The following is a 23,312-nucleotide window of genomic DNA, read 5'->3' as shown; positions in this document are numbered from 1 at the left end:
TAATTCATTGTACACAACTTGTCAAATATGGTAAAAAGTGACCAGCATCTTCAGATTAGTGAGCTAGCTTTCAATTTTTTGCCGCCAGCTAAATTGGCCAATTGTCATTACAAAGAGAATAAGGATACAAATGCTGGCAAGGATTGTCCCAACTGTTAAGGCGACACTGGTGTTCGTGTAAAAGTCGGATTGGGCAATTGGCAGCAGCCCCAGGCGATAAGCAAACACTGACGGGATATAGTAGCCAAATGGTGCGGCCATGAAAATGGCATTAACGATCATCAAAATAATTGAAAAGATAGCTGTGACAATCGCATTTCTGGTCATGTTGATCACAATTGCACTTAGTGGGATATTAATGAGTACCGCCATCAATGAAAATAGCCAAAATGATGCGGCCATTTTGATAAATCCATGGAGACTCATTGGTACCCACCAAACCAATCCGATAGTCATAATCGTAAAGTCAATTGTAATAAAGACCATCGCAAGAATCACGGCCACAATTAACTTTGATGTCACCAAAGCGATTTTTGAGTAACCGTAAGTAATCCAATCAATATAGGTTCCATTTTGATATTCAATATAAAAAATGGTGGCAGTCAACATCATTAAAACGAGCGGGAAAAACAAGCTATATTGATTAAAAAGCGGAAAGTAAAGGTCAAAAAGCGTGTACTTTTGTCTGATCATTAATGGTCTGGCTAAGTTGATGAGAATGGGAATTAGCGCCAAAATGAGCAAGGATAATAGTCCTAAACTATGTTTGATTTTGATGAATTCACACTTAATTAAAGTCGACATTGTTAACCACTCCTTTCGTAATTACAAAATCGAAGAGGGATTCTAATGACGTAATTTTACCGATATAGCGAACAGCTAATTGTGGATAGTGTGTTCGTAATTGGTTGGGCACGTAGGTGGTTAAAATAAATGAACTGTTTTGAACCATACTAATATTTGGATTGGCGTCAAAATTTGGTAACAATGCGGGGGTTTGCTGAGTTCTAAAAAGGTAATAAGGGGTAGTTTGGTTACGGATTTGACAAAGGATCTGGCCGTTATCAACGAAGATAAGGTTATCGACGATTTTGGTAATTTCATTTAAATTATGGCTAGCGAGTAAAATGACTTTATCTTCTCGAAGCTTGGGGTCATTCAGCAATTCACGAATCGATTTGATTCCCAAGGGATCCAGACCGTTTTGGGGTTCATCCAATAATAAAATGTGATTGTTACCAAGTAGTGCCCGGGCAATCCCTAATCGTTGTTTTGTCCCTAACGATAAATCAGAAAAGCGAGTTGTTTTTTCTTTCAGGAGATTCACCTTTTCTAGCGCTTGGGAAACCAAACCAAGGTCAGCGTTCATGTAGCGGGCAAAGAGCTGGAGGTTTTGTTCTACCGTTAGATTTTGATAAAAATTAGGATATTCAATTAACTTGCCAATTTGAAGATCATTTGGCTGAGCACCGTTAAATAAAATTTTACCGTGGTAGCGGGTAATCCCTAAAATCGATTTAAATAAGGTGGTCTTACCCACGCCATTTGGACCAATGATGCCGTATACGTGATTATCTTGAAAGCTTAAATTGATATGGGCTAAAATATCGTGATTGTGGGCTGTTAGGGTTAAATCTTGAATGGTTAGCATTTTATTCACTCCTCACTAAGAAATAGGTCATTGACAGTGACGCCTAAAGTTTCAGAAAGCTTGAGCGCTAATTTTAAGGTGGGATCATAATGATTATTTTCAATCATACTGATCGTCTGGCGACTCACATGGCATAACACTGCCAGTTGTGATTGCGTAATCTGTTGATGCTTGCGTAATTCTCTGATTTTGTTTTTCATTCTGTTATCATCCGAATTCTATAAATTATTGAACATGGCGTTATAAGCGATAGATCATTCATCATCCTTACCCGCCTGATGGAGCGTGTATCTGTATTTAATAAAGAAAATGAGGTACGTGCCAACGCCAATCGTGAGGTACTTGATATTGACAATCAAACTTGCCATCTGGGCATTTTCTAAGGGAACCTTGTCTGGGCGGGTCATGATACCAATAACATCAAAAATAACGGAAAACAAACTAATGATAATTGTAATGAATCCAACTTCTGCTAAGGCGCGGGATAAAAAGAATTGACTCATTTCATCGTGGTGATTACCACGCATTAATCGGGCACATTCAATAACCAATACAAAACAAATAACTAATATCGTCAAAATAATCAAGAAGATCGCCTCAATTCATAGGATTAGTAGATATAGTGGATAAAGTGTCAAAGCCTTTGGACGTTTAATATCTTAAAATTATCACAATCTGATTAAATGTCAAGAGCGTTGGACACTGCTTTCGCACGTTATTTATTTTGTCATTGAATAACCAATACAGATTAATTGTGATATAGCCGCAATTTATCAGGTCAATCCTTGGATAGTTGATATGAACAAAAGATCAATCTATCTTTTTTCTAATACTTTGCTTTAACGTTTTGAAATCACCGCCTTTTCCTGTCATAATGTAAGGAGTAAAAATAGTCTTGGAGGAATAAAAATTGACTAAATTGTACTTTGTTCGCCACGGAAAAACTGAATGGAACCTTCAAAGTCGTTATCAAGGTGCGGGCGGCGATTCGCCCTTACTTCCCCAGAGCTATGAAGAGATGAATTTACTTGGTAAGCATTTAGCCAAGATTGGTTTCAATCATATTTACGCGAGCCCAATTAAGCGAGCGCGGGTGACCGCAACAACGATTAACCGGCGACTAAAAAAGCATCCCCCGATCACCTTACTGTCAAGGCTTGAAGAGTTTCATCTTGGCAAGATGGAAGGGATGAAATTTGAAGACGTCAAACGGATATATCCAGAAGAGTTTGAAGATTTTCGCAACCATCCAGACCTTTACAAGCCATCTGAAATCGGTGGTGAAAGCTATCAAGATGTGATCGATAGAATGACGCCAGCAATTGTCAATATTGTTGAAAACAATCCTGAAGGTAATGTTTTGATTGTCAGTCATGGTGCGGCTTTGAATGCTGAAATGAATGCCTTATTGGGCGTTTCATTAGCTGATTTACGAAAACGTGGCGGCTTGGCGAACACCAGCACGACAATTTTGGAAAGCGACGACTCAGCGAAGACTTTTCAGCTAATTGACTGGAATGATACTAGTTATTTGAATAGAAAGTTAGACGAGACAGATCTTGTCTAGGTGATGATCATGGCAGAAAATAATTCAGAAAAAGTAAGAAAATTACAAGAAAAGAATCGTCAAGAACAGCGAAAGTACATGAAAAAGCGTGAGCAAGAGGAACAAAAAGCGCGTAAGTTAATTCACAGCTTGATTCAAAAGATTGATCATGAGCCCAAAAATTATCATCATTATTATGAGCTAGCAACGTTATTGGTTGAGGGTAAGGACTATGAACAGGCTGAAGAGCTGTTGATGAAGGCACTGGGACTATTTAAAGATAGTTCTAACGATGTGTTGGATACATTAAATTTTGGCCTGGGTAATGTTTATTATGCTGCTCAGGAATACGACAAGGCGATTAAAACCTTCCAAGGAATTAATGACGTGAAGCTACAAGCCGAGGCCTATGCAATGTTAGCTCAGAGTTACATGGCAAAGGGGGATAACAAACGGGCGATGGTATTTGCGTTATCAGCTCAAAGTAGTAAACGTGATGATCCATCGATTAACGAGATGATCGGTGATAATTTGTTAGCCCTTGGTAACTTTGCTCAAGCAGGTGAATTTTACGATAATGTTTTAAAGTTGGAACCGCAAAATGGTAAAGCTAGTTTTAATCGAGGCCTTGTTGCCATGGTGAACGGTGAAGACTTTGATAAGTATTTTGAGATTGCGAAGAAAAGCGACCCAGACTACTTTAACCGGGGACAGCAAAAATTAAAGGATATTGAGAAAGTTGTCCAGTTAAATCGTACTAAGGATCAGAAGCCTAAGAAATAATTGACGGCAAGTCTTGTAAGGAGGGAAAGCGTGGACCGCTCAGTAGATTTATTTGAATCCGATGACCAGCAAAACGACCCAAAATATGTGGATGGGCGGCTCAAAGCCATCTTCTTTTCAAGTAACGACAGTTTTTATAAAGTTGTCTTAGTTGAGATCACGGATACCAATATTAATTGGCCGGAAGATGAGATTGTCGTGACCGGTAATTTCGGGGACTTAGTAGAAGAGAATAGTTATCACTTTACTGGTAAGCTGATTGACCATCCTAGATACGGTAAGCAGTTTCAGGCCAGTAACTATACAAGCTTGATTGCAACAACCCGGGATGGGGTTGTTAAATATCTTTCTGGTGACCAGTTTCCAGGTGTTGGCCGCAAAACGGCTGAGCGGGTTGTTTCGGTTCTTGGTGAAGACGCCATTGAGAAAATCAATTCGGACGGCCGCGTACTAGATGATGTGCCAATTAGTGAGAAGCTAAAACACGCTATCATTGATAATTTGACGGTTGACGATAATCTGGAAAAGGTGATCATTGGCCTGAATAGCTATGGGTTTTCCAGCCAGATTGCCTCAGCAATTTATCAAAAGTATCATGAGGACGCGTTAAAAATTATTTCTGAAAATCCCTACCAGTTAGTTGAAGATATTGATGGGATTAGTTTTCGAAAGGCAGACGCAATTGCGCTGAAGCTCGGGATCATTCCAGATTCAAACGAGCGGATTCGAGCGGGCCTGATGTATGCGATTGACGAACTTTGCTTGCGAAATGGGGATACCTATACAACAACTGCGCCGCTGGTTGCCATGGCGACTGACGTTCTTGAGGGCAATACCAACCAAAAAATCTCGGGTAAAAAGCTTGCGGAATCGATGGTTGCCTTAGCAAAGGAAAACAAGATTGTTGGACAGGATGATCGGATTTATTTAACCCGGTTATATAACGCTGAAGTCCAGATTGCTGAGCACATTAACCGGATTATTAAGAATAAGGATGAAAGTGATTTCAATGATGAAGCCATCAAGAAACAGCTAAAAATCGTTGAAAAACAATTTGATATTACTTACGATGATTCTCAGGTGGCGGCAATTGTTCAGGCCATTCAGTCACCGGCATTTATCCTAACAGGTGGTCCGGGGACTGGAAAGACAACGATTATTAATGGGATTGTCAATACTTACGCACGTCTCCATGAATTTTCGCTTGACGTTAATGCATATAAGGACAAAGCATTCCCAGTCGTTCTAGCAGCGCCAACCGGCCGGGCGGCAAAACATATGTCTGAATCGACCGGTTTGCCAGCTAGTACGATTCACCGGCTGCTGGGCTTAAATGGCCGTGAATCTAACGACACTGACGCAACTAAGGATATTGAAGGCAATTTGTTGATTATTGATGAAATGTCGATGGTTGATACTTATTTATTTCGCTCATTAGTTAGAGCGGTTCCCAACAACATGCAGGTTGTCCTGGTTGGAGATCAAGACCAGCTGCCATCTGTTGGACCAGGTCAGGTATTCCATGATTTATTGGTTTCGGATCAGATTCCAGCCATGCAACTTGATACGATTTATCGTCAGGAAAAAGGGTCGTCGATCATTCAACTAGCCCATGATATTCACAGTGGTAAATTATCGGCCAATTTTGCTAAAAATCAGTCAGATCGATCATTTATTCCTTGCCGGGAAAATCAAGTTTCCTCGGTGATTGATCAGGTAACAAAGCACGCCAAACAAAAACAGTTTGGGCTAATGGACGTTCAGGTGTTAGCACCGATGTATCGGGGCAATGCTGGTATTGATCATTTAAATGACACTGTCCAAGCCATTTGGCAGGATAAGCCAGCGAAAAAGGCCGTCACGATTCGCGAACACACCTATCGAATTGGTGACAAGGTACTTCAGTTGGTAAACAATCCGGAACAAAACGTCTTCAATGGGGATATTGGCATTATTGTGTCGATGGAAACGGTCAAGGATCAAAAAGCACCCACTAAAATTACGATTGATTTTGATGAAACAGAAGTGACTTACGAAAAAAGCGAGTGGTCACAGTTTACGCTGGCGTACTGCACATCGATTCATAAGGCTCAGGGGAGTGAATTTAAGATGGTTATTTTACCAATTGTCCATCAATATTCACGAATGCTACAGCGGAATTTGCTATACACTGCGGTTACCCGGGCAAGTGACTTCTTGATTATGCTTGGTGAACAGGATGCCTTTGAACAGTGTGTCAGGAGCGTTTCGGTCAATCGCCGGACAAGCTTAGTCAAACGATTGGTTGATGCAATCGGCCGGCCAGCCCAAAAAGTAAGGTCAAAGGTCGCAGAGATTAATGATTCTTCTAGTGAGGATAATGGGGCCGAAAAAGTGTCAGCCTTACCCGATCATCTTACCGTTGCGGTTATTAATAATAACGAAATTGATCCGATGATTGGAATGGGAAGCGTTTCCCCAAAAGATTTTATGTGATTCGAAGTCAATTGGGTATAATTTAACGTTCAGATTATGGTAATATTTAGGTAATCAAGAATATTTGGAGGACATCATGACCGAGTTGAAATCGCATCCTAAATTAAAGTTGTTTTCTCTCAATTCTAATCGTCATTTGGCAGAAGCAATCAGCAAAAAAGTTGGTGTGCCGTTAAGTAAGGCCACTGTTGAAAAGTTTAGTGACGATGAAATAAAAATCAGTGTTGATGAAAGCATTCGGGGTGATGAAGTTTATATCATCCAGTCGGTTTCAGACCCCGTTAATTCGAATTTGATGGAATTATTGATCATGGTCGATGCGGTTCGTCGAGCAAGTGCCAAGTCAATTAACGTTGTTATTCCTTACTACGGTTATTCTCGAGCTGATCGAAAGGCGCGTTCTAGAGAGCCGATCACCGCAAAGCTTGTCGCCTCATTTTTAGAAATGGATGGCGTCGATCGGGTGGTCACGTTAGATTTGCATGCTGACCAGATTCAAGGGTTCTTCAATATTCCAGTTGATCATTTAAAGGCGGATACGTTATTGGCGCACTACTTTACCGAAGAGCACCATGATTCTGATTTAGTCGTGGTCTCACCGGATCATACTGGTGTTTCCAGGGCTAGAAAATTCGCTGAATTATTAAAAGCGCCGATTGCGATTATTGACAATCGGTCACCTGAAGACGTGACAACGGTTCCGGAGTCAGTGATTGGAAATGTTCGCGGCAAGCGGGCAATTATTGTTGACGATATGATTGATACGGCGTTTAAGCTAGTTATCGCGGCTGAAACCCTTAAGAAGGCCGGGGCAACTGATGTTTATGCGATTGCAACGCACGCAGTCTTTTCAGGAGATGCTCAAAAGCGGCTGCAGGAGTCACCGATCGAGCGGGTTATTGTGACCGATTCAATTAGCATTGCTAAGCAGGACCAATTCGAGAAACTTGAAGTGGTTTCGGTTGGTGATTTGTTTGGTGAAGCAATTACATTGATTCATAACCAACAATCGGTCGGAAAATTATTTGGTAGATAAAAATTTATTGTGAAGGTGATTTAATTTATGTATAAGGCAAATGACGATCGTTATGAAAACGCAGTGGTACGCAGGGCAGGTAATTCAGGCCTCCAGCTACCGGCATTATCATTTGGATTGTGGCACAGCTTTGGCGATGACGCTAATTATGGCGACAGCGAAAAAGTCATGTTGAAAGCCTTTGATTCAGGAATCTTTTGTTTTGATAACGCGTTTAATTATGGGCCTAGTGCTGGCGCGGCCGAGAGAATGTTCGGTGAAGTTTATCGGGCAAACTTAAAGCCGTATCGAGATGAGTTAGTGATTACAACTAAAGCGGGCTTCAATATGTGGCCTGGGCCTTACGGCAACTTCTCTTCTCGAAAGACACTGATCAATGCATTAGATGGCAGTTTGAAGCGGATGGGCTTGGATTACGTTGATGTTTATTATAGTCATCGATTCGATCCAAACACGAGCTTGGCTGAAACGGCTGAGGCATTAGATAGTGTGGTTCGTTCTGGGAAGGCCTTGTACATTGGAATTTCTAATTATAATGCAGCTCAAACCAAGGAAATTACCAAGTACTTTAATGAGTTGCATACACCGTTTGTGGTTAACCAAGCATCTTACAATATGCTTAACCGCGGGGTTGAAGATGATGGCCTTATAAAGACCCTTGCTGATGAACATAAAGCACTGGTTGCGTATGGGCCACTAGCTGAAGGGTTGTTAACCGATAAGTACCTTAATGGTATGCCCGATGACGTCAAAATCCATTGGAGTAACGAGTTCGTTATTAAACATGGCAAGGATGAGCTGGTCAAGAAGTTAAATCAGCTTAATGACTTAGCTAAGAACCGAAACCAGAATCTCGCTCAGATGTCATTAGCATGGCTACTACATGATAAAACGGTTGCCAGCGTTGTCACGGGTGCTTCAAAGGTCAACCACTTAGAGGACAACCTAAAGGCCCTTAATAACTTAGATTTCACCAATGATGAATTAACTGAAATTGATAAGATCGTTAAAGAATAAATAGAATAGCTTCGTTGGGGGTGCTGGGACAAAACACATGTTTTGATTCAAGCACCCCACGTTTGTAAGCTGTTGAATGGAGAATTAGCATGACTAAAAAAGTAACCATTACCGATCTTGCTCACAAGGCGGGGGTTTCGGTGACGACGGTGTCACAAATTTTAAATGGTAAGCAGGATCGGTTTAGCGATAAGACGGTTGAAAAAGTTCATCGGCTTCAACGAGAAATGGGCTATGTTCCTGATTTTAATGCGCAAAGTTTAATTCGAAAAAGCGGTCGAACGATTGGCGTCCTGTTACCAAACATCAATAATCCTTTTTTTGGTCGCTTTGTAAGGGGAATTGAAGCTACAGCAATGGAACATGACTATGTCCCCCTTATTTTCGGTTCTAACAACAGTGAAACACTGGAGAGTCATTATCTCCTTGAGTCAATCAGACGGACCGCAGATGGCATGATAATCGCTTCTGCGGTGTCCGATTTAAAATACATTGATCGAATTCTCAGCCAAAACGCGATTCCCTATCTTCTGGTTGATCAAGCGCCAGTCGTTGAAGGCGATCAAATTGATGCAAGAAATGATCAGGGTGGTCGGCTGTTGGCTGAATACTTGATCCAAAACGGCCATCATGACGTCGTGGTGGTTGCTGACAAAACGCCGACGTTGAACATGGAACATCGGTTGAATAGCTTTCTTGACACTTATAAACAAGCGGGCTTTACGATTAATTCCGATCATGTCATTATGACCGATTTGACGAAGTTAGGGGGCTACTCGGTGACAAAGCAGGCCTTAGCAATGAAGCCAACGGCAATCTTTGCAATTAATGATGAGATTGCGATTGGGTTATACCGTGGCATTCAAGAACTGGGGTTGCGGATCCCTGACGATATTTCGATTGTTGGCTATGATGATATTGATCTCACTGAGTACGTTTATCCGAAACTAACAACGGTCCATCAAGCTGCCTTTGAACTTGGCCAACACTCGGCTTCGATGATTATTGAACGGATTGAAAATCGGGATGAACCGATTCAAAAGGTGACGTTACCAGTGAAACTGATGAGGCGTGATAGTGTCAAAAAGATTAATTGATCGCTTAAAATAAAGACTTGTGAAACCTTTTCATCTTTGATAGAATCTTTGGTGAAAGGTTTTACTTAATCTAATCATTTAAGAAAATAAGAGGAGCTTAACATGACAAATAAAGTTGTTGTTCTTGGTAGCTTAAACGTTGATACCACTTTACATATTGCTCAAATGCCCAAGCCGGGTGAAACAATCAGTGCAAAGAGCAAAACAAACTCTGCTGGTGGGAAGGGTGCTAACCAAGCAGTTGCAGCTGCCCGGTCCGGAGCCGAAACAAGCTTTATTGGTCAAGTGGGCGAAGATGGCAATGGCACGTTTATGATTGATGCCTTAAAACACGACCGGATTAATGTTGACCATATTAGTGTTGATGATACTCACGGCACCGGTTCAGCGGTTATTTTGCTAGATGAACAGGGTCAAAACAGTATCATGGTATATGGTGGTGCTAATCAGGCGATGAAGCCAGCAATCGTTGCTAGCAGCGAGGGCCTGATTGAAGCAAGCGATATTTTGATTTCAGAGTTTGAAACGCCTCAAGCAGTTACGTTGGCTGTATTCAAATTAGCTAAGCAGCACGGGGTGACAACTATTTTGAACCCCGCTCCGGCTGCTAAATTAATTGACGGCTTAGCTGAGGTTACTGATTTGATTGTTCCAAATGAGACTGAAAGTGCTTCGTTAACGGGGATTGAGGTTACCAATCAGGCGTCAATGGCTGCCAATGCAGATAAGTTTACTAAAATGGGAATTAAAAATCTGATTATTACAATCGGAGACCGGGGTGCGTATTATCATACCGCAACCAATGATGGCTTTGTACCAGCGTTTAAGGTGCAGGCAAAGGACACAACCGCGGCTGGTGATACTTTTATTGGTGCTTTAAGCTCAGAAATAAATAAGAATCTTTCTAATATTGAAGAGGCGCTTACTTATGCGCAGAAGGCTTCGTCCATTACAGTTCAACGATTAGGGGCATTACCTTCAATCCCAACCGCTGCTGAAATTGCCACTCAGTATAAATAAAAGTTATTGTTCAAATTAGTTTTCATAGCGCTAGTTTATCCTTTTTTGGTAAAACGTTGATTTCCGTGAAATTATCTGGTAGTATATCCAATCGTTAGCAGGAAATGGTTAAGAAATTTCTAACATTTCTTTGTGAGAAGTTTAAATTCGATAGCGTCGTAATTTAATTTTATTTTCAAAGGGGTTTATAGCTATGAGTAATAAGTTAGAAATTCTTAAAGAGTATCAAAAGGCAACGAGCAAGCTCGACCAATTGAAGAACCAAGAAGCTGAAATGGTTCACTCTAAGAAACAGGCAACTAGTGATACGGTTGTGATCACGCCACAGTTTGGTAATGAAATGAAGCATTTGAACCAAGAGTGTATGCAGTTAAATATGATTTTGGAAGCAATGGATGCTTCTGAGGATTAATGGTTTTACCATCGCATTTTAACTGATTTATTTAGAATTGAGCGCAAGACAATTTTCGTTTTGCGCTCTTTTTTTGTTTCTTGCCTGAAATAATTAAAAAAGATCCCGTAATTGCTGCTGAACAATCATTTGTGTCACTTAGGAATGATTGTTCAGCTTCAGTTACGGGATCGAGTTGTTTCTTGGCCCTTTAAACGCGTTAAAAATAATTTGATAAAAGGGCGGATGATACTGCCACTTTAATCTGATTACGCCCCTTGAGCGCTTTTAGCCAGTCCTGAGGGAAAGTTACTGGAGCAAATAGTAATGACGCTAGCATCGACGTAATTGACCCAATTGTGTCTGCATCGTTGCCTAAGTTAACCGCCCGGGTAACGGCAATGGAATATTGCTCGGAGTTCATCAGACACCAGAACACTGAGTTCAAAGTATCAACGACGTACGGAGAACTTTTGATCGAATTGCTGGACTGCCGCAAAAAGTGGGGGTCCTCTAATTGTGCAAAGAGAGCTACTTCGTCGGCAAATTCTGTCTTGTCTCGATAGTAGTCCAATGACTCTTTGACGGCTCGTAGCATGGCGTATTTATTAGGATTATATACCAATCTAATAATTACGTTGGTCAGGATGCCAGACGCAATCAAACTGCGGGGATGACGGTGGGTGGTTGCGGTATAGTCGTGAACGATTTTAGCCACCCGATCATTAAATTGATAGCCATGGGGACTTGTCATTAAATAGAATGCGAGTGGCATCATTCGCATTAAGGCCCCATTACCGTTAGCCATTTCTGAGGTACCACCACATAACTGAGGATCGATTCCAGAATCAAATCGCTTGATTGCTGCTTCGGTCGTTTTGCCAATACCAAACATCGTCCCAAATGGTGTGTAATCCCCAAAGTGATACCACTGAGAATATCTCATCATGAGGTCATAAAGATTATAGCCTTGAGTTAAACTGACCAACGAAGCAATGGTTAGGGACGTATCATCAGACCAGGTTCCTGCAGGGACGTCACTTTCCTGATGGCCAGCCATTGCGTGAATGGGATTCTCTAATAAGTCTTGCCGCTTTTGGCGCTCGTAAGGGACTCCTAACGCATCACCAAGGGCAACGGCGGTCACGGATTGAAATAGTAGGTAGCTGGTTGAGTACATGGGATTACCTCGTTTTACGTTTGTTTAATCGAAGGAGATGGCAGTCATAATCAGCTATTAATGAACCCAAAAGGGATAGCTGGCTGTTTCGAGTTTGATCTGGTAAGTGTGTTCACCAAGCTCTTCACCATCAATTTGGCCGTACCTCGCATCGTTGGTCGTAATGAAGAGCTGTTTTTGAACGTAGTGGTGAATAAATCGCAGACTTAAATGTCTCTTTAAAAATATCATACTGACAAATAAAATCAATTGAATGATGCTGGGATTTTCGACGATTATTAAATCTAATTGGTTTTCGTATGCGGATGCATCAGGGGCAATTTTAATGCCACCCCCAAAATAGGGTAGGTTCGTCGTTGTGACCAAAAACGCGTTATTAAAGGTTTTCTCAGTGCTTCCAGGGATCCTTATCTGAACCTTAAATCCCTGAAAAGTTCGGAGGGCTTTAACAACAGCTAGCCAGTATGAAAATTTGCCAAAGTAACGATTATTTTTTAATGGGGACTTGTTAGCATCGTGGACGACGGTGGCGTCAAAACCGATGCCGTAATTATTAGTAAAGTAGCCGTCTGTTTTATTAACTAGGTTCGTATAATGGCCGAGGTTAAGGATAGAGGCTGAACGGCAAGCCAGGATATCTTTGAGAGCTTCCTGCCAATGCAGGGGGATTTTGAGGGCCCTAGCAAAATCATTTCCAGAACCAATTGGGAGGAAGGCGAGTGGGACCTTATGCTGGTTGATATTATCAGCGTAATAACGCTTACAGCCTAGAAGCGTTTCGTGTAAGGTACCATCGCCACCGGCGGCAATAATAATGGCATCTGAATGGGGAGTGTCATTAAGCTGATGCAGAATTTGCATCGTCAGTTTAACTGCGTGACCATCGTACTTAGTAAAATAGGGATGGAATGCGACCTTATCGTGGTTAAGCTTCGTCTCAATTTTAGGCCATAGTAAACGAGCCTTATTGCCACCGGCGCATTTATTTACGATTATAAAATACTCCATTGATTAACTGTCCCTCCCATTAAAACATCATTAACCGGTAAAAAGTGGAAAAATATGTAATAGAAAAGCTTGGTTTCGAATAGGTTAAGTATTCGACACCAAGCTTATGGAATCATTTCGAAATCATTTAAGCAGTAACGTTATTTTTGATTTCCGTTCATGATAAGCATTGGTAAAATCATTGGATGACGTTCCGTCTTGTCGTAGAGAAATTCTTGAAGATCGTCAATGATGGCGTTTCTAATGGAAGATTCCGTTGCTTTTTTAGCTCGCATTGCTTTCCTAATCGTCTTGAAGACAAGTCGGCGACCTTCATCCAATAACTCACCGGATTCACGCATATACACAAACCCACGGGATAGGATATCTGGTCCGGATTGAATTTCTTGGTTAGTCAAATTGACAGTGGCAACGACAACGACAATTCCTTCTTCGGACAATAACTGACGATCACGGAGAACGATACTGCCAATGTCACCAATACCGCTACCATCGATGTAAACATCGCCAGCTTGGAAGTGACCTGCCATTCGAGCATGATCCCTTGAAAGAGCCAGAACATCACCATTTTGCATGATGAAGCTATGATCCATTGGCACGCCACATTGTTCGGCGAGTTCCGTATGAATCTTAAGCATTCGGTATTCACCATGAATTGGCATGAAGAACTTTGGCTTCATTAAACGAAGCATCAATTTTTGCTCTTCTTGACCACCATGACCGGACGTATGAATATTATTGACCCGACCATGAATGACGTTAGCGCCAGCTTCTTCAAGCTTGTTAATGACGCTGTTAACGCTGGTTGTGTTACCAGGAATCGGGTTACTTGAAAAGATAACTGTATCGCCTGGTTGAATTGCGATTTGACGATGGGTTCCATTGGCGATCCGAGATAGGGCGGCCATTGGTTCACCCTGAGACCCAGTACATAGAATTAACGTCTTATTGGCGGGTAAGGATTGCAGATCGTGAGCGTCAACAAAGGCGTCATCGGGGATGTCCAGATAACCAAGTTCACGACCATTCACGATGGCAGCATCCATACTACGGCCAAACACAGCAATCTTTCTACCATGGGCCATCGCATTATCACAAGCCGTCTTAATTCGCGAAATGTTAGATGCGAAAGTTGCAAAAATGATCCGATCCTGAATTTGATCGAAAATATGGGCAATCGAATTACCAACCCATTTTTCAGAGTGGGTCCAGATTGGTTTTTCAGCATTTGTACTATCAGACATTAAGCACAAGACACCTTCTGCACCTAACCTGGCCATCTCTTGTAAATCAGGCGGCTGATTAGTAACTGGGGTAAGATCGAATTTATAGTCCCCAGTTTCCACAATGACACCGACCGGAGTGTGAACGGCAATTCCAACAGTGTCAGGGATTGAGTGGGTTGTTCGGAAAAACGAGACCTTCATTTTTCTGAATTTGAGAACGGACTTGTCGCTGATTTCATGTAATTCAACTGAGTTCAACAGGCCATGTTCTTCTAACTTATTCTTGATTAATGCCATTGCTAATGGCCCTGCATAAATAGGGACATTTAGAACCTTCATTAAATACGGCACACCACCGATATGGTCTTCGTGACCATGGGTGATAACGAGGGCTTTAATCTTGTCCTTATTGTCTACAAGATATTGGTAGTCTGGGATGACGTAATCAACACCGAGGAGGTCGTCCTCAGGGAATTTGATTCCAGCATCAATCAGAATGATTTCATCTTGGAACTGGATTCCGTAAGTGTTTTTACCAATTTCACCAAGACCACCAACGCCATAGATAGCAGCTTCGTTATTTTTGACGTTTAATTTTTTCATTTATCATTGAACTCCGTTAGCTTATAATCGGCATTAGCCTGCTCATACTCTAAATGCTTACCTTGGAGCGGTTCAATGAACTCGATTTCATAATCGGTGTTATTTTCAACGAGTGCGTGAGCTTCTACCTCGGTATCGGCCTCAACATAGAGGGCATGGGTCGTTTCCCGACGAGGACTTTGTTTCTTGTCGGGTTGATATAGTACTTTAAAAATCATAAAAAAACTCCTTTAAAATTATACTTTTTAAGAAACAGTTGGGTTTCTCTACGGACAAGTGGTTGTGAAAACACAACTAATAACGATATATTACCATATTATAAAACATAAGTATATAAAGTTGAAAGTAATCGTCTTAATGATGGCATGTTAAAATTAGATTAATGAAAAAGAATGGAGAGCAACTATGGAATTAATTGTGCAAATTATTATTGGCTTGATTGTGGCGTTTGCGGCTTATAATCTGATTCATTATTTATTTGTAACCCGGCCAAGCCGCAAACGAACAGCCCTTGCTCAACGAGTGTGTAATGAGGCAGTCGAGACGGCAGTCAAAAAATTGGTTACATCCGGCGATTTGACTTCGTTTGGTAATGATGACTTACGTTCAGAACAGATTGCTGAAATTTGGGGTAGGGGCGTCATGGCGTTTGAATACCATTTACCAATCAATAAAGTAACTAGTACGATTCCAGAATTTAAAGAAGCGCTCTCTAAAGCTTTAGTTACTTATGGCAATGAGCATCATATGCATGTCCACGTTGAAAAGACTGATCGGCCGGTATTTATGGTGACAGATATGTGGCAGTTGGATGACCGGCTGCATTTCGACGTGGCCTATTTGGTGAATTTGACGACCGTGGAGTATGTGGATGATTTGAAAAGGTTGTAGAGTGTGAAAACGAGCGTTTAACAATCGGAGTGTAAGTCTCCTCGGAGGGAAATTCCCGGGCTTGGAATTTTTCTCCGAGGTGCTTACGCGCAGATTGTTGCTCGTCTGAACACGTTTTTTCCACTAGTTTGACTAAAATGACAAGCCCAGCCATGGGCTTTTGGCAGGAGTGACTTAGGTGCAGCTTTCTGCTTTGAGGAGCGGTCCTGATCTATCTAACAGAGAACAACTACTTGTAGAAATAAAGCTTCTTAGGAGTGGAACCTTCTGAAAAATCCTAATTTTGTAGTGAAATCTCCTCGTTGTTAATCGCTTTCTCCTTGCATCTTTCGATATTTTCCAGCTAATTTTCGGCGGACATCAATAATCTCAATCACGTTATGATCGATTGCCGGTGAATATAGCGACTCAAATGCTTCAATTGTTTGTAGAATGTGTTCACCAGTTGCTTGGTTGCCAAAATATAACTGTGAGATTCCCTTTATTAGCTGTTGTGAAATCCGGCTATTTGCTGATAGGGTATGAGGATCAATCGCGTCAACTTTTTGAGCTAGGTTCTGTGCTTCCTCGAATTGTCCTAAGTTGAGCTGAATTTGAAACACCGCTAAATACATATTCAAGAGTTCATCTAACATCCCAAATGGGTCACTGCCATTTGAGATGTATTTTTTGCAATTAATTTCAAATTGATTGACCATTTTCGGGATTAAATCAATTTGTCCCGTGCTGGTCGCAATTATGAATAATGGAACTGCCAACTTAATTTCATGAATGGTCCAAGTTTTCGAAGCAAATAACTTATCCCAAAAATTATTGATTTCGGGAGTAATGGAGACGGTTTTCGAATAATAGGATTCAATCAAAATTTCACCAGTGGCGGCTAATGACCGCAAGCTGAGGTTAGCGCTTTGCTTATTAGCAGCAACAATCTGCCCCAATTGTTGAAGATCGTGGGAGTCGTATGCTTTGTTCAATTGTGTCTGAAGCTCATTGGCGACGGTTTGCTGGTAATTATTTTGAATGAACCGAAATTCGTCAACCGAAATGGATAAGTGGTCCAATATGATGAATAACTTTGCAGCGCTGACGTCATTTAATCCGCGCTCAAACCGGTTTGCAAACGACCGTGAGATCACAGCTGCATAAACTTCTTTTTGAGTGAATCCTTTAATGATTCGAATCTTCTTAACGGTTGGACCAATTTCTTCCATGTATTTGTCTTCCTTGTCTCATATTTGCAACATATTTTAATCCTTTAGGTGGTTAATGGCTAGTAATATTCAAACTGACAGGGTAGGACAGCTGCACAGAGCAAAAGTCTGCGCATAAGCACCTCGGGTAAAAATTCCAGAACCAGGAATTTCCACCCGAGGAGACTTATGCTCCGACTTCTAACCGCTCTGTTTCGCTCACTTTACTAGGACCGTTGCACAAAGCAGAAGCTTGCACCTAAGCCATCTCGACCAAAAATCCAAAACCGGGATTTCCGGTCAAGATAACTTAGGTTCCAGCTTCTAATTCGCTTTGCTCCGCTCACTTTACTAGGACAGCTGTGTCAGGCAGAAACTTCCATATAAGCACCTTGGGCAAAAATCCCCAAACCCAGGATTTCTGCCCAAGGAGACTTATATTTCAGTTTCTAACCGCCTGACTCCGCTCACTTTACTTTGGAGGACAAATGCATGGAAATTACAGACAGGCAATCTAACGTTCAAATCATTAAGGATTTTTCTAGCAATCTTATTAGTGCCTTTTCAGCTGACATGTTTTCATTAGCAATGGGGTTAATGTTACTCGATGAGACGGGGATGTCACTCAGTTTTGGATTATCAATGATTATTATGCCGCTTGTCAGTTTATTAGGGTTAGTGCCGATTGGTAACCTCGTTGATAGCCATCGTCATAAGCCGTTACTTGTGACGAGCATTTTGGTTCGCCTGATTGCGTTACTGATTTATGCCATCACGATTAATGATTTTCACGGCGTAGGTAAAATTTTGCCGACGGTTGGCTTCTTAGTTATTAATTACACGGTTCAAAGTGTGATGACCACTGGCTACAATGCCGCTATTCATGAACTGGTTAATGATGCTCATATCCAACGATTAAGCTCACTTACCCAATCGGCAACGTCATTTGCAACTATCTTTTCACCACTGGTTGCCACCTCTTTTTACGCCATCTTAGGTTTTAAAATGTTTATTGAATTTTCAATTGCCGCAAATCTGGTAACACTTTTGATTTTACTTTCGATGACCTTTCATGATCAACCAATAGCTAGTGCAAGTCGAAATGAGAATGACGGCAACCAATGGGCACACTTTAAAATTGGGTTGAGATATATCATTGCTAACCGATTTTTAAAATACGTAATGAGTGGGGGTGTCTTCTTGAACCTGATGATTTCAGCACTCAATGTTGGCATGCCGTTCATGGTCGTTCACCAATTGCATGCAGGGGCGGTCACACTCGGAATTTTAAATTCTGTTTATGCGGTCGGCGTTTTAATGGGCAACCTACTGCTTGCATTACTGCCACCCCTTAAGCAGTTGGCTAAAACACTTGCTTTAGCATTTGTTTTAGTGGCCGTTACGTTAATGGCGTTTGGTTTTGTCATGATTCCAGGATTAAGTAAAGGGACATTGCAAATTGTCGGCGGGGCGATTCTGTTAGTTAGCGGCATCGCACTTGCGTTTCTTAATACACCGATGGGGATATATATTCAAAAGGCGGTGCCAACGGCGTTACTAGGGAGAGTTTCGGCAACGGTTATGTCAATTAACATGGCATCGCTGCCAATTGGTGTCATGATTTACACGGTTATTTTTCAAGTTTTCCCTAGTTGGGTTAACTTCACGGTAAGCGGTATCATTTTGCTTGGATTTGCACTGTTCTTAAGTAGGTTAATGATTCTTGAAGAAGATCGGCAAAACCGGGAGACGCAATCAGAGTTGGTTAAAGGGACCAATTCGTAGGATAGTGCTAAGATTCGGTGATATGTAAACTAAAGGCGGCAAAGTTGACTGGTTCATTTCAACTTTGCCGCCTTTATTAGCTAGGATTCCAGTTACTGCGAGACTAGTAAATGAAGATCTCGTCGTCAGATTTGGTAAACGGATTATCTTTATTGATATGATCATAGAACAAAACGCCGTGTAAGTGATCAATCTCGTGTTGGCAGACAATTGCTGGGTAGTTTTTTAACCGGATTTTGTGGTCCTTACCGTCAACATCAGTGTACCGGAGCGTGATTCTAGCAGCTCGGGGAACGTAACCGGGGATGTCTTTGTCAACTGACAGACATCCTTCACCCTCAGTTAAGGCACCACGCTGAACGGAACTTGAAACAATCACTGGATTGATAATAACATCCTTGAAAAGGGGAGTATCACTTTCATTTTCATCTTCGTTAGGCACTAAGACTGAGGCCATCATTTCAGACACACCGACTTGGGGAGCTGCCAAGCCAACCCCAGCCCGTAGTTTGTATTTTTCGCAAAGTTCAGGGTTTTGGCTGACCTCAAGGTATTCCATGAGGTCATGAGCTAACTGTTTATCTTCTTTACTCAATGGAAACTTCACTTTTGGCGCCTGTTTGCGGAGAACTGGATCGCCATCTCGAACAATATCTTTCATTAAAAACACTTCAAAGACCTCCGAATAAATTTTGAACTTTTCGCTAATAACCATTCTAGCGTAATTTTAATGAAAAAACTATCAGCAAATATTTTGTCTGGTTTTCACAATCTCCTACGGGCACAGCCGATTATAAATGTGAATTTTAACACATATAGAAACACTCAGAAAATGTTGTTTCACAGTAATGTAAGGGCTTGCAAACGGTTGCGAAAAATGCTAAATTTGAAGTGTGGTTTAGAGAGATTTGATTGTGCATCACAAGTTGATCTCCAAAGGAAAGGAAAGTGTTATCTATGGCAGCAGAAGACAAGCAAGTTGTTGATTTTGCTAAGATCAAATCAACGATGAGTGATCCTTATAAGAAGCCGGTTCAAGTTATTGATGAAAACGGCAAAATAGTTAACCAAGAATTATTTGATCGCTTTAGTGATGACGATTTAGTTACTTTAATGAAAAAAATGGTTTGGGAGCGGGCGCTGCATGAACAAACGATGAACTTCTCCCGCCAAGGTCGACTGGGATTTTATGCACCCACATATGGTGAGGAAGCTTCTGAAATGGGAATTGCTCAGGCGATGAAAAAGCAAGATTACCTTTTCCCTGCATATCGTGATTTGCCACAACTAATTCAACATGGGGCAACCGTTAAGGAAGGCTACTTGTGGTCAAAAGGCCACTATCAATGTTACGACTACGTTAGAGAAGGCGTTCGGGCATGGATTCCTCAAATTATTATTGGCGCTCAGTACGTTCAAGCTGCTGGGGCTGCGTTAGGAATTAAGAAGAACGGTGAAAAAGACACGGTTGCCTACGCATTTACAGGTGATGGCGGAACCTCACAGGGTGATTTCTACGAAGGCGTTAATTTTGCCAGCTCGTTCCAAGCACCAGCGGTATTCTTCGTTCAAAATAATGGCTGGGCAATTTCTGTTCCTCGTAAGACCCAAACGGCAGCCGAGACCTTAGCTCAAAAAGGTGTTGCGTCAGGTGTTCCGGCTACTCAAGTTGATGGAATGGATATTTTAGCAACTTACTTAGTTGCCAAAGATGCCCGGGACTTTGTAGCAGCTGGAAATGGCCCCGCATTAGTTGAAACCTTAACATATCGGTTTGGGGCCCACTCTTCAGCAGGTGATGATCCAAGTCGTTACCGAACAAAGGAACAAGAAAAGCCATGGTTTGACCGTGACCCACTGATTCGACTGCGCAAAGTGCTGACGGAAAAGAAACTGTGGGATCAAGATCAAGAAGATAAATTAGTGACGCAATACAAAGATGAATTTAAGCAGGCAATGAAAGATGCCGAAGCCGCTCCTAAGCAGAAGATTAGCGACTTCTTGAAGAATACGTTTGAAGTACCAACTCCTGATGTAGCAGCTGACATCAAGAAATTCGAAGCAAAGGAGTCGAAATAATCATGGCTAAATTAACGTATATTAAGGCAATTACCGACGGACTTGATCAAGTGCTCAAGAATGACCCGAAAACGCTGATTTTTGGCGAAGATGTCGGCAAAAATGGTGGTGTATTTAGAACGACCGAAGGCCTCCAAGATAAATATGGGACTGATCGTGTATTTGATACGCCATTGGCAGAATCAGGAATTTTAGGGATGTCAATTGGCTTGTCATTAACCGGCTGGCGTCCAATTCCAGAAATTCAATTTATGGGATTTACAATGGAAGCCGTTGATTCAATCGGTGGTCAAATGTCACGGAACCGTTTCCGGATGTCAGGTGATGTTTCGATGCCAATTACGATCCGAACACCATTTGGTGGTGGCACCCATACCGCTGAACTTCACGGGGATTCATTGGAAGGTCTGTTCATTGGAATTCCAGGATTACGCGTGGTAACCCCTGCTAATCCGTATGATGCCAAGGGCATGATTATTTCTGCTGTTGAAAATAATGACCCGGTTCTTTTTATGGAGAATCTGAAGCTCTATCGATCGATGAAAGCAGAAGTTCCAGAGGGGCATTACACGGTGCCACTAGATAAGGCTAACGTTGTTCACGAAGGATCTGACATTACTGTTGTTGCCTATAGTGCCGAGGTTAATGAAGCACTTAAGGTTGCTGACAAGTTAGAAAAGGAGAATATTTCAGTTGAAGTAATTGATTTACGGTCATTGTCACCAATTGATGATGCAACGATTTTTGCCTCAATTGATAAGACTCATAAAGTAGTGATTGCCCAAGAAGCGCAAAAGATGACTGGCGCAGGTGCGAAGGTTGCTGCCGACATTGCTGAAAACGACATTATGTCACTCGACGCGCCAATTGGCCGAGTTGCAGCTCCAGATAGTATCTTCCCATTTGCGATGGCTGAAAATGATTGGCTTCCAAACGCAGATGATATCGAAGCGAAAGTCAGAGAAATCTTAAACTACTAAAATTCTAATTGTTGGAAAGAAAGGAAGTTAGATCCCATGGCTTATAAGTTTAAACTACCAGAAATGGGAGAAGGAATTACTGAAGGTGAAATCGCGTCATGGCTGGTTAAGGTCGGCGATAAAGTTAAGGAAGACGATCCATTAGTCGAAATTCAAAACGATAAATCCGTTCAGGAAATGCCATCCCCAGTTGCTGGAACCGTTAAAAGCATTGATAAACAGGAGGGTGAAACCGCTGAAGTTGGTGACCTTTTAGTCACCATTGATGACGGATCACCTGATACACCTGATGATTCAGCGCCAAACGAGGCTCCTGCCAAAGCGGAAGCGCCAGCTGAACCTGCTAAAGAAGCCGCACCGACTGCCTCAGCCCCTGCAGCACCGGTTACTGCCCCAGCTGCTGTATCTAATCCTGATGCCATTATCAAGGCAATGCCATCAGTTCGTCAGTATGCCCGGGACAAGGGTGTTGACATTACCGCTGTACCTGCAACTGGCAATCATGGTCAAATTACGAAGGCTGACGTCGATAACTTTAATCCAGCTGCTGCCCCAGCTTCTGCAACGGCAACCCCTGAACCTGCTCAAACGACTCAAGCTAAAGCAGGCGGTCAAGCAATCAAGCCTTGGAAGTCTGGCGAGCCTGATCTTGAAACCAGAGAGCCAATGTCCATGATGAGAAAGACGATTGCTAAGGCAATGCGGACATCAAAAGATATCTCGCCTCATGTAACGTCATTTGATGACGTCGAAGTCAGTGCCTTGATGGCTAATCGGAAGAAGTACAAGCAAATGGCTGCCGATCAAGACATTCATTTGACCTTCTTGCCATATATTGTTAAAGCGATTGTTGCCGTTATGAAGAAATTCCCTGAATTTAATGCCTCAATCGACGATAGTACCCAGGAGATTGTCTACAAACATTACTATAACGTTGGGATTGCAACGAATACAGATCATGGGCTGTATGTTCCAAACATTAAGAATGCTGACTCCAAGGGTATGTTCGAAATTGCTAAAGAGATTCGGGAGAACTCACAGGCAGCCTATGATAATAAGCTGAAAGCTGACACAATGCAGGGTGGTTCGATCACGATTAGTAACGTTGGTTCAATTGGTGGTGGCTGGTTCACACCAGTTATCAATCAACCTGAAGTTGCCATTTTGGGAGTTGGCAAGATTGCCAAAGAACCAATTGTTGACGAAGATGGTGAAATCAAAGTGGGTAACATGATGAAGCTTTCATTAAGTTATGATCACCGATTAATTGATGGCGCCCTTGCACAAAATGCTTTGAATTACATGAACGAATTGCTTCATGATCCAGCTATGTTGTTGATGGAAGGATGATCGA

At 41.9% G+C, this 23,312-nt stretch carries 23 protein-coding genes; 13 read left to right on the top strand and 10 right to left on the bottom strand.

Features of this window, described 5'->3' with window-relative positions:
- Positions 1-63 precede the first annotated feature (63 nt).
- Genes FC98_RS08465 through FC98_RS08450 form a run of 4 tightly spaced genes read right to left on the bottom strand, consistent with a single transcriptional unit; the run spans position 64 to position 2,238 of the window.
- A complete protein-coding gene (locus FC98_RS08465) occupies positions 64-804 on the bottom strand; it encodes an ABC transporter permease (protein WP_056949444.1) in 741 nt (246 codons plus the stop codon).
- Positions 788-1,651: an ATP-binding cassette domain-containing protein gene (locus FC98_RS08460; protein ID WP_050806232.1), complete on the bottom strand. Its 864-nt coding sequence runs from the start codon at positions 1,649-1,651 to the stop codon at positions 788-790. Before FC98_RS08460 ends, FC98_RS08465 begins: the two co-directional genes overlap by 17 nt.
- Positions 1,652-1,656: 5 nt before the next feature.
- A complete protein-coding gene (locus FC98_RS08455) occupies positions 1,657-1,851 on the bottom strand; it encodes a helix-turn-helix transcriptional regulator (RefSeq protein ID WP_008855507.1) in 195 nt (64 codons plus the stop codon).
- Positions 1,852-1,905: 54 nt separating this feature from the next.
- Positions 1,906-2,238 carry a hypothetical protein gene (locus tag FC98_RS08450; RefSeq protein ID WP_040470736.1) on the bottom strand — a complete coding sequence of 111 codons (333 nt, stop codon included), beginning with the start codon at positions 2,236-2,238 and terminating at the stop codon, positions 1,906-1,908.
- A gap of 323 nt (positions 2,239-2,561) precedes the next feature.
- Here FC98_RS08450 and FC98_RS08445 point away from each other — a divergent pair, with 323 nt between their 5' ends.
- The 8 genes from FC98_RS08445 (at position 2,562) to FC98_RS08410 (ending at position 11,037) form a co-directional block, all read left to right on the top strand.
- The gene (locus FC98_RS08445) at positions 2,562-3,218 is read left to right on the top strand and encodes a histidine phosphatase family protein (protein WP_008855509.1); all 657 of its coding nucleotides are present in this window, start codon (positions 2,562-2,564) and stop codon (positions 3,216-3,218) included.
- 9 nt (positions 3,219-3,227) lie between these two features.
- Complete coding sequence (locus FC98_RS08440; RefSeq protein ID WP_056949443.1) at positions 3,228-3,980, top strand: tetratricopeptide repeat protein; 753 nt, start codon at positions 3,228-3,230, stop codon at positions 3,978-3,980.
- A gap of 30 nt (positions 3,981-4,010) precedes the next feature.
- A complete protein-coding gene (gene recD2, locus FC98_RS08435; RefSeq protein WP_056949442.1) occupies positions 4,011-6,455 on the top strand; it encodes an SF1B family DNA helicase RecD2 in 2,445 nt (814 codons plus the stop codon).
- A gap of 76 nt (positions 6,456-6,531) precedes the next feature.
- Complete coding sequence (locus FC98_RS08430; RefSeq protein ID WP_056949441.1) at positions 6,532-7,491, top strand: ribose-phosphate diphosphokinase; 960 nt, start codon at positions 6,532-6,534, stop codon at positions 7,489-7,491.
- Positions 7,492-7,518: 27 nt separating this feature from the next.
- Positions 7,519-8,508 (top strand): aldo/keto reductase, encoded by a 990-nt coding sequence (locus tag FC98_RS08425; RefSeq protein ID WP_056949440.1) that lies wholly within the window; start codon positions 7,519-7,521, stop codon positions 8,506-8,508.
- 89 nt (positions 8,509-8,597) lie between these two features.
- Complete coding sequence (gene rbsR, locus FC98_RS08420) at positions 8,598-9,605, top strand: ribose utilization transcriptional repressor RbsR (protein ID WP_056949439.1); 1,008 nt, start codon at positions 8,598-8,600, stop codon at positions 9,603-9,605.
- A 102-nt stretch (positions 9,606-9,707) separates the two neighbouring features.
- Positions 9,708-10,625 (top strand): ribokinase, encoded by a 918-nt coding sequence (rbsK, locus tag FC98_RS08415; RefSeq protein WP_008855516.1) that lies wholly within the window; start codon positions 9,708-9,710, stop codon positions 10,623-10,625.
- A gap of 193 nt (positions 10,626-10,818) precedes the next feature.
- The gene (locus FC98_RS08410; protein WP_008855517.1) at positions 10,819-11,037 is read left to right on the top strand and encodes a hypothetical protein; all 219 of its coding nucleotides are present in this window, start codon (positions 10,819-10,821) and stop codon (positions 11,035-11,037) included.
- A gap of 199 nt (positions 11,038-11,236) precedes the next feature.
- Here the strand turns inward: FC98_RS08410 and FC98_RS08405 are convergent, their stop codons facing one another.
- From FC98_RS08405 to FC98_RS08390, 4 genes are all read right to left on the bottom strand, one after another.
- Entirely contained in the window at positions 11,237-12,196 is a 960-nt protein-coding gene (locus FC98_RS08405) for an ADP-ribosylglycohydrolase family protein (protein WP_008855518.1), read from the bottom strand.
- A gap of 57 nt (positions 12,197-12,253) precedes the next feature.
- The gene (locus FC98_RS08400) at positions 12,254-13,204 is read right to left on the bottom strand and encodes a diacylglycerol/lipid kinase family protein (RefSeq protein ID WP_054655063.1); all 951 of its coding nucleotides are present in this window, start codon (positions 13,202-13,204) and stop codon (positions 12,254-12,256) included.
- Between the two features lie 140 nt (positions 13,205-13,344).
- The gene (gene rnjA, locus FC98_RS08395) at positions 13,345-15,033 is read right to left on the bottom strand and encodes a ribonuclease J1 (RefSeq protein ID WP_008855520.1); all 1,689 of its coding nucleotides are present in this window, start codon (positions 15,031-15,033) and stop codon (positions 13,345-13,347) included.
- Positions 15,030-15,251, bottom strand: coding sequence for a DNA-directed RNA polymerase subunit epsilon (locus FC98_RS08390; RefSeq protein WP_008855521.1), 222 nt, complete (start codon positions 15,249-15,251; stop codon positions 15,030-15,032). Before FC98_RS08390 ends, rnjA begins: the two co-directional genes overlap by 4 nt.
- 187 nt (positions 15,252-15,438) lie before the next feature.
- On the opposite strand from FC98_RS08390, the gene FC98_RS08385 reads away from it, so the two are divergent.
- Positions 15,439-15,924, top strand: coding sequence for a hypothetical protein (locus FC98_RS08385; RefSeq protein ID WP_056949438.1), 486 nt, complete (start codon positions 15,439-15,441; stop codon positions 15,922-15,924).
- Between the two features lie 305 nt (positions 15,925-16,229).
- Here the strand turns inward: FC98_RS08385 and FC98_RS08380 are convergent, their stop codons facing one another.
- A complete protein-coding gene (locus FC98_RS08380) occupies positions 16,230-17,135 on the bottom strand; it encodes a helix-turn-helix domain-containing protein (protein WP_008855523.1) in 906 nt (301 codons plus the stop codon).
- A 471-nt stretch (positions 17,136-17,606) separates the two neighbouring features.
- On the opposite strand from FC98_RS08380, the gene FC98_RS08375 reads away from it, so the two are divergent.
- Positions 17,607-18,899, top strand: coding sequence for an MFS transporter (locus FC98_RS08375; protein ID WP_054655065.1), 1,293 nt, complete (start codon positions 17,607-17,609; stop codon positions 18,897-18,899).
- A 103-nt stretch (positions 18,900-19,002) separates the two neighbouring features.
- On the opposite strand, the gene def is transcribed toward FC98_RS08375, so the two are convergent.
- Positions 19,003-19,569: a peptide deformylase gene (gene def, locus FC98_RS08370; RefSeq protein ID WP_040470739.1), complete on the bottom strand. Its 567-nt coding sequence runs from the start codon at positions 19,567-19,569 to the stop codon at positions 19,003-19,005.
- Positions 19,570-19,856: 287 nt separating this feature from the next.
- Here def and pdhA point away from each other — a divergent pair, with 287 nt between their 5' ends.
- Genes pdhA through FC98_RS08355 form a run of 3 tightly spaced genes read left to right on the top strand, consistent with a single transcriptional unit; the run spans position 19,857 to position 23,308 of the window.
- The gene (gene pdhA / locus FC98_RS08365; RefSeq protein ID WP_008855528.1) at positions 19,857-20,978 is read left to right on the top strand and encodes a pyruvate dehydrogenase (acetyl-transferring) E1 component subunit alpha; all 1,122 of its coding nucleotides are present in this window, start codon (positions 19,857-19,859) and stop codon (positions 20,976-20,978) included.
- 2 nt (positions 20,979-20,980) lie between these two features.
- Positions 20,981-21,958 carry an alpha-ketoacid dehydrogenase subunit beta gene (locus tag FC98_RS08360; protein ID WP_054655068.1) on the top strand — a complete coding sequence of 326 codons (978 nt, stop codon included), beginning with the start codon at positions 20,981-20,983 and terminating at the stop codon, positions 21,956-21,958.
- 36 nt (positions 21,959-21,994) lie between these two features.
- The gene (locus FC98_RS08355) at positions 21,995-23,308 is read left to right on the top strand and encodes a 2-oxo acid dehydrogenase subunit E2 (protein ID WP_008855530.1); all 1,314 of its coding nucleotides are present in this window, start codon (positions 21,995-21,997) and stop codon (positions 23,306-23,308) included.
- The last annotated feature ends 4 nt before the right edge of the window (positions 23,309-23,312 follow it).

It is taken from the genome of Lentilactobacillus kisonensis DSM 19906 = JCM 15041 (assembly GCF_001434135.1).
Lineage (GTDB): Bacteria > Bacillota > Bacilli > Lactobacillales > Lactobacillaceae > Lentilactobacillus > Lentilactobacillus kisonensis.
Note: the sequence above shows the minus strand (reverse complement) of the source record. Positions and strands in the feature narration are given on the sequence as shown.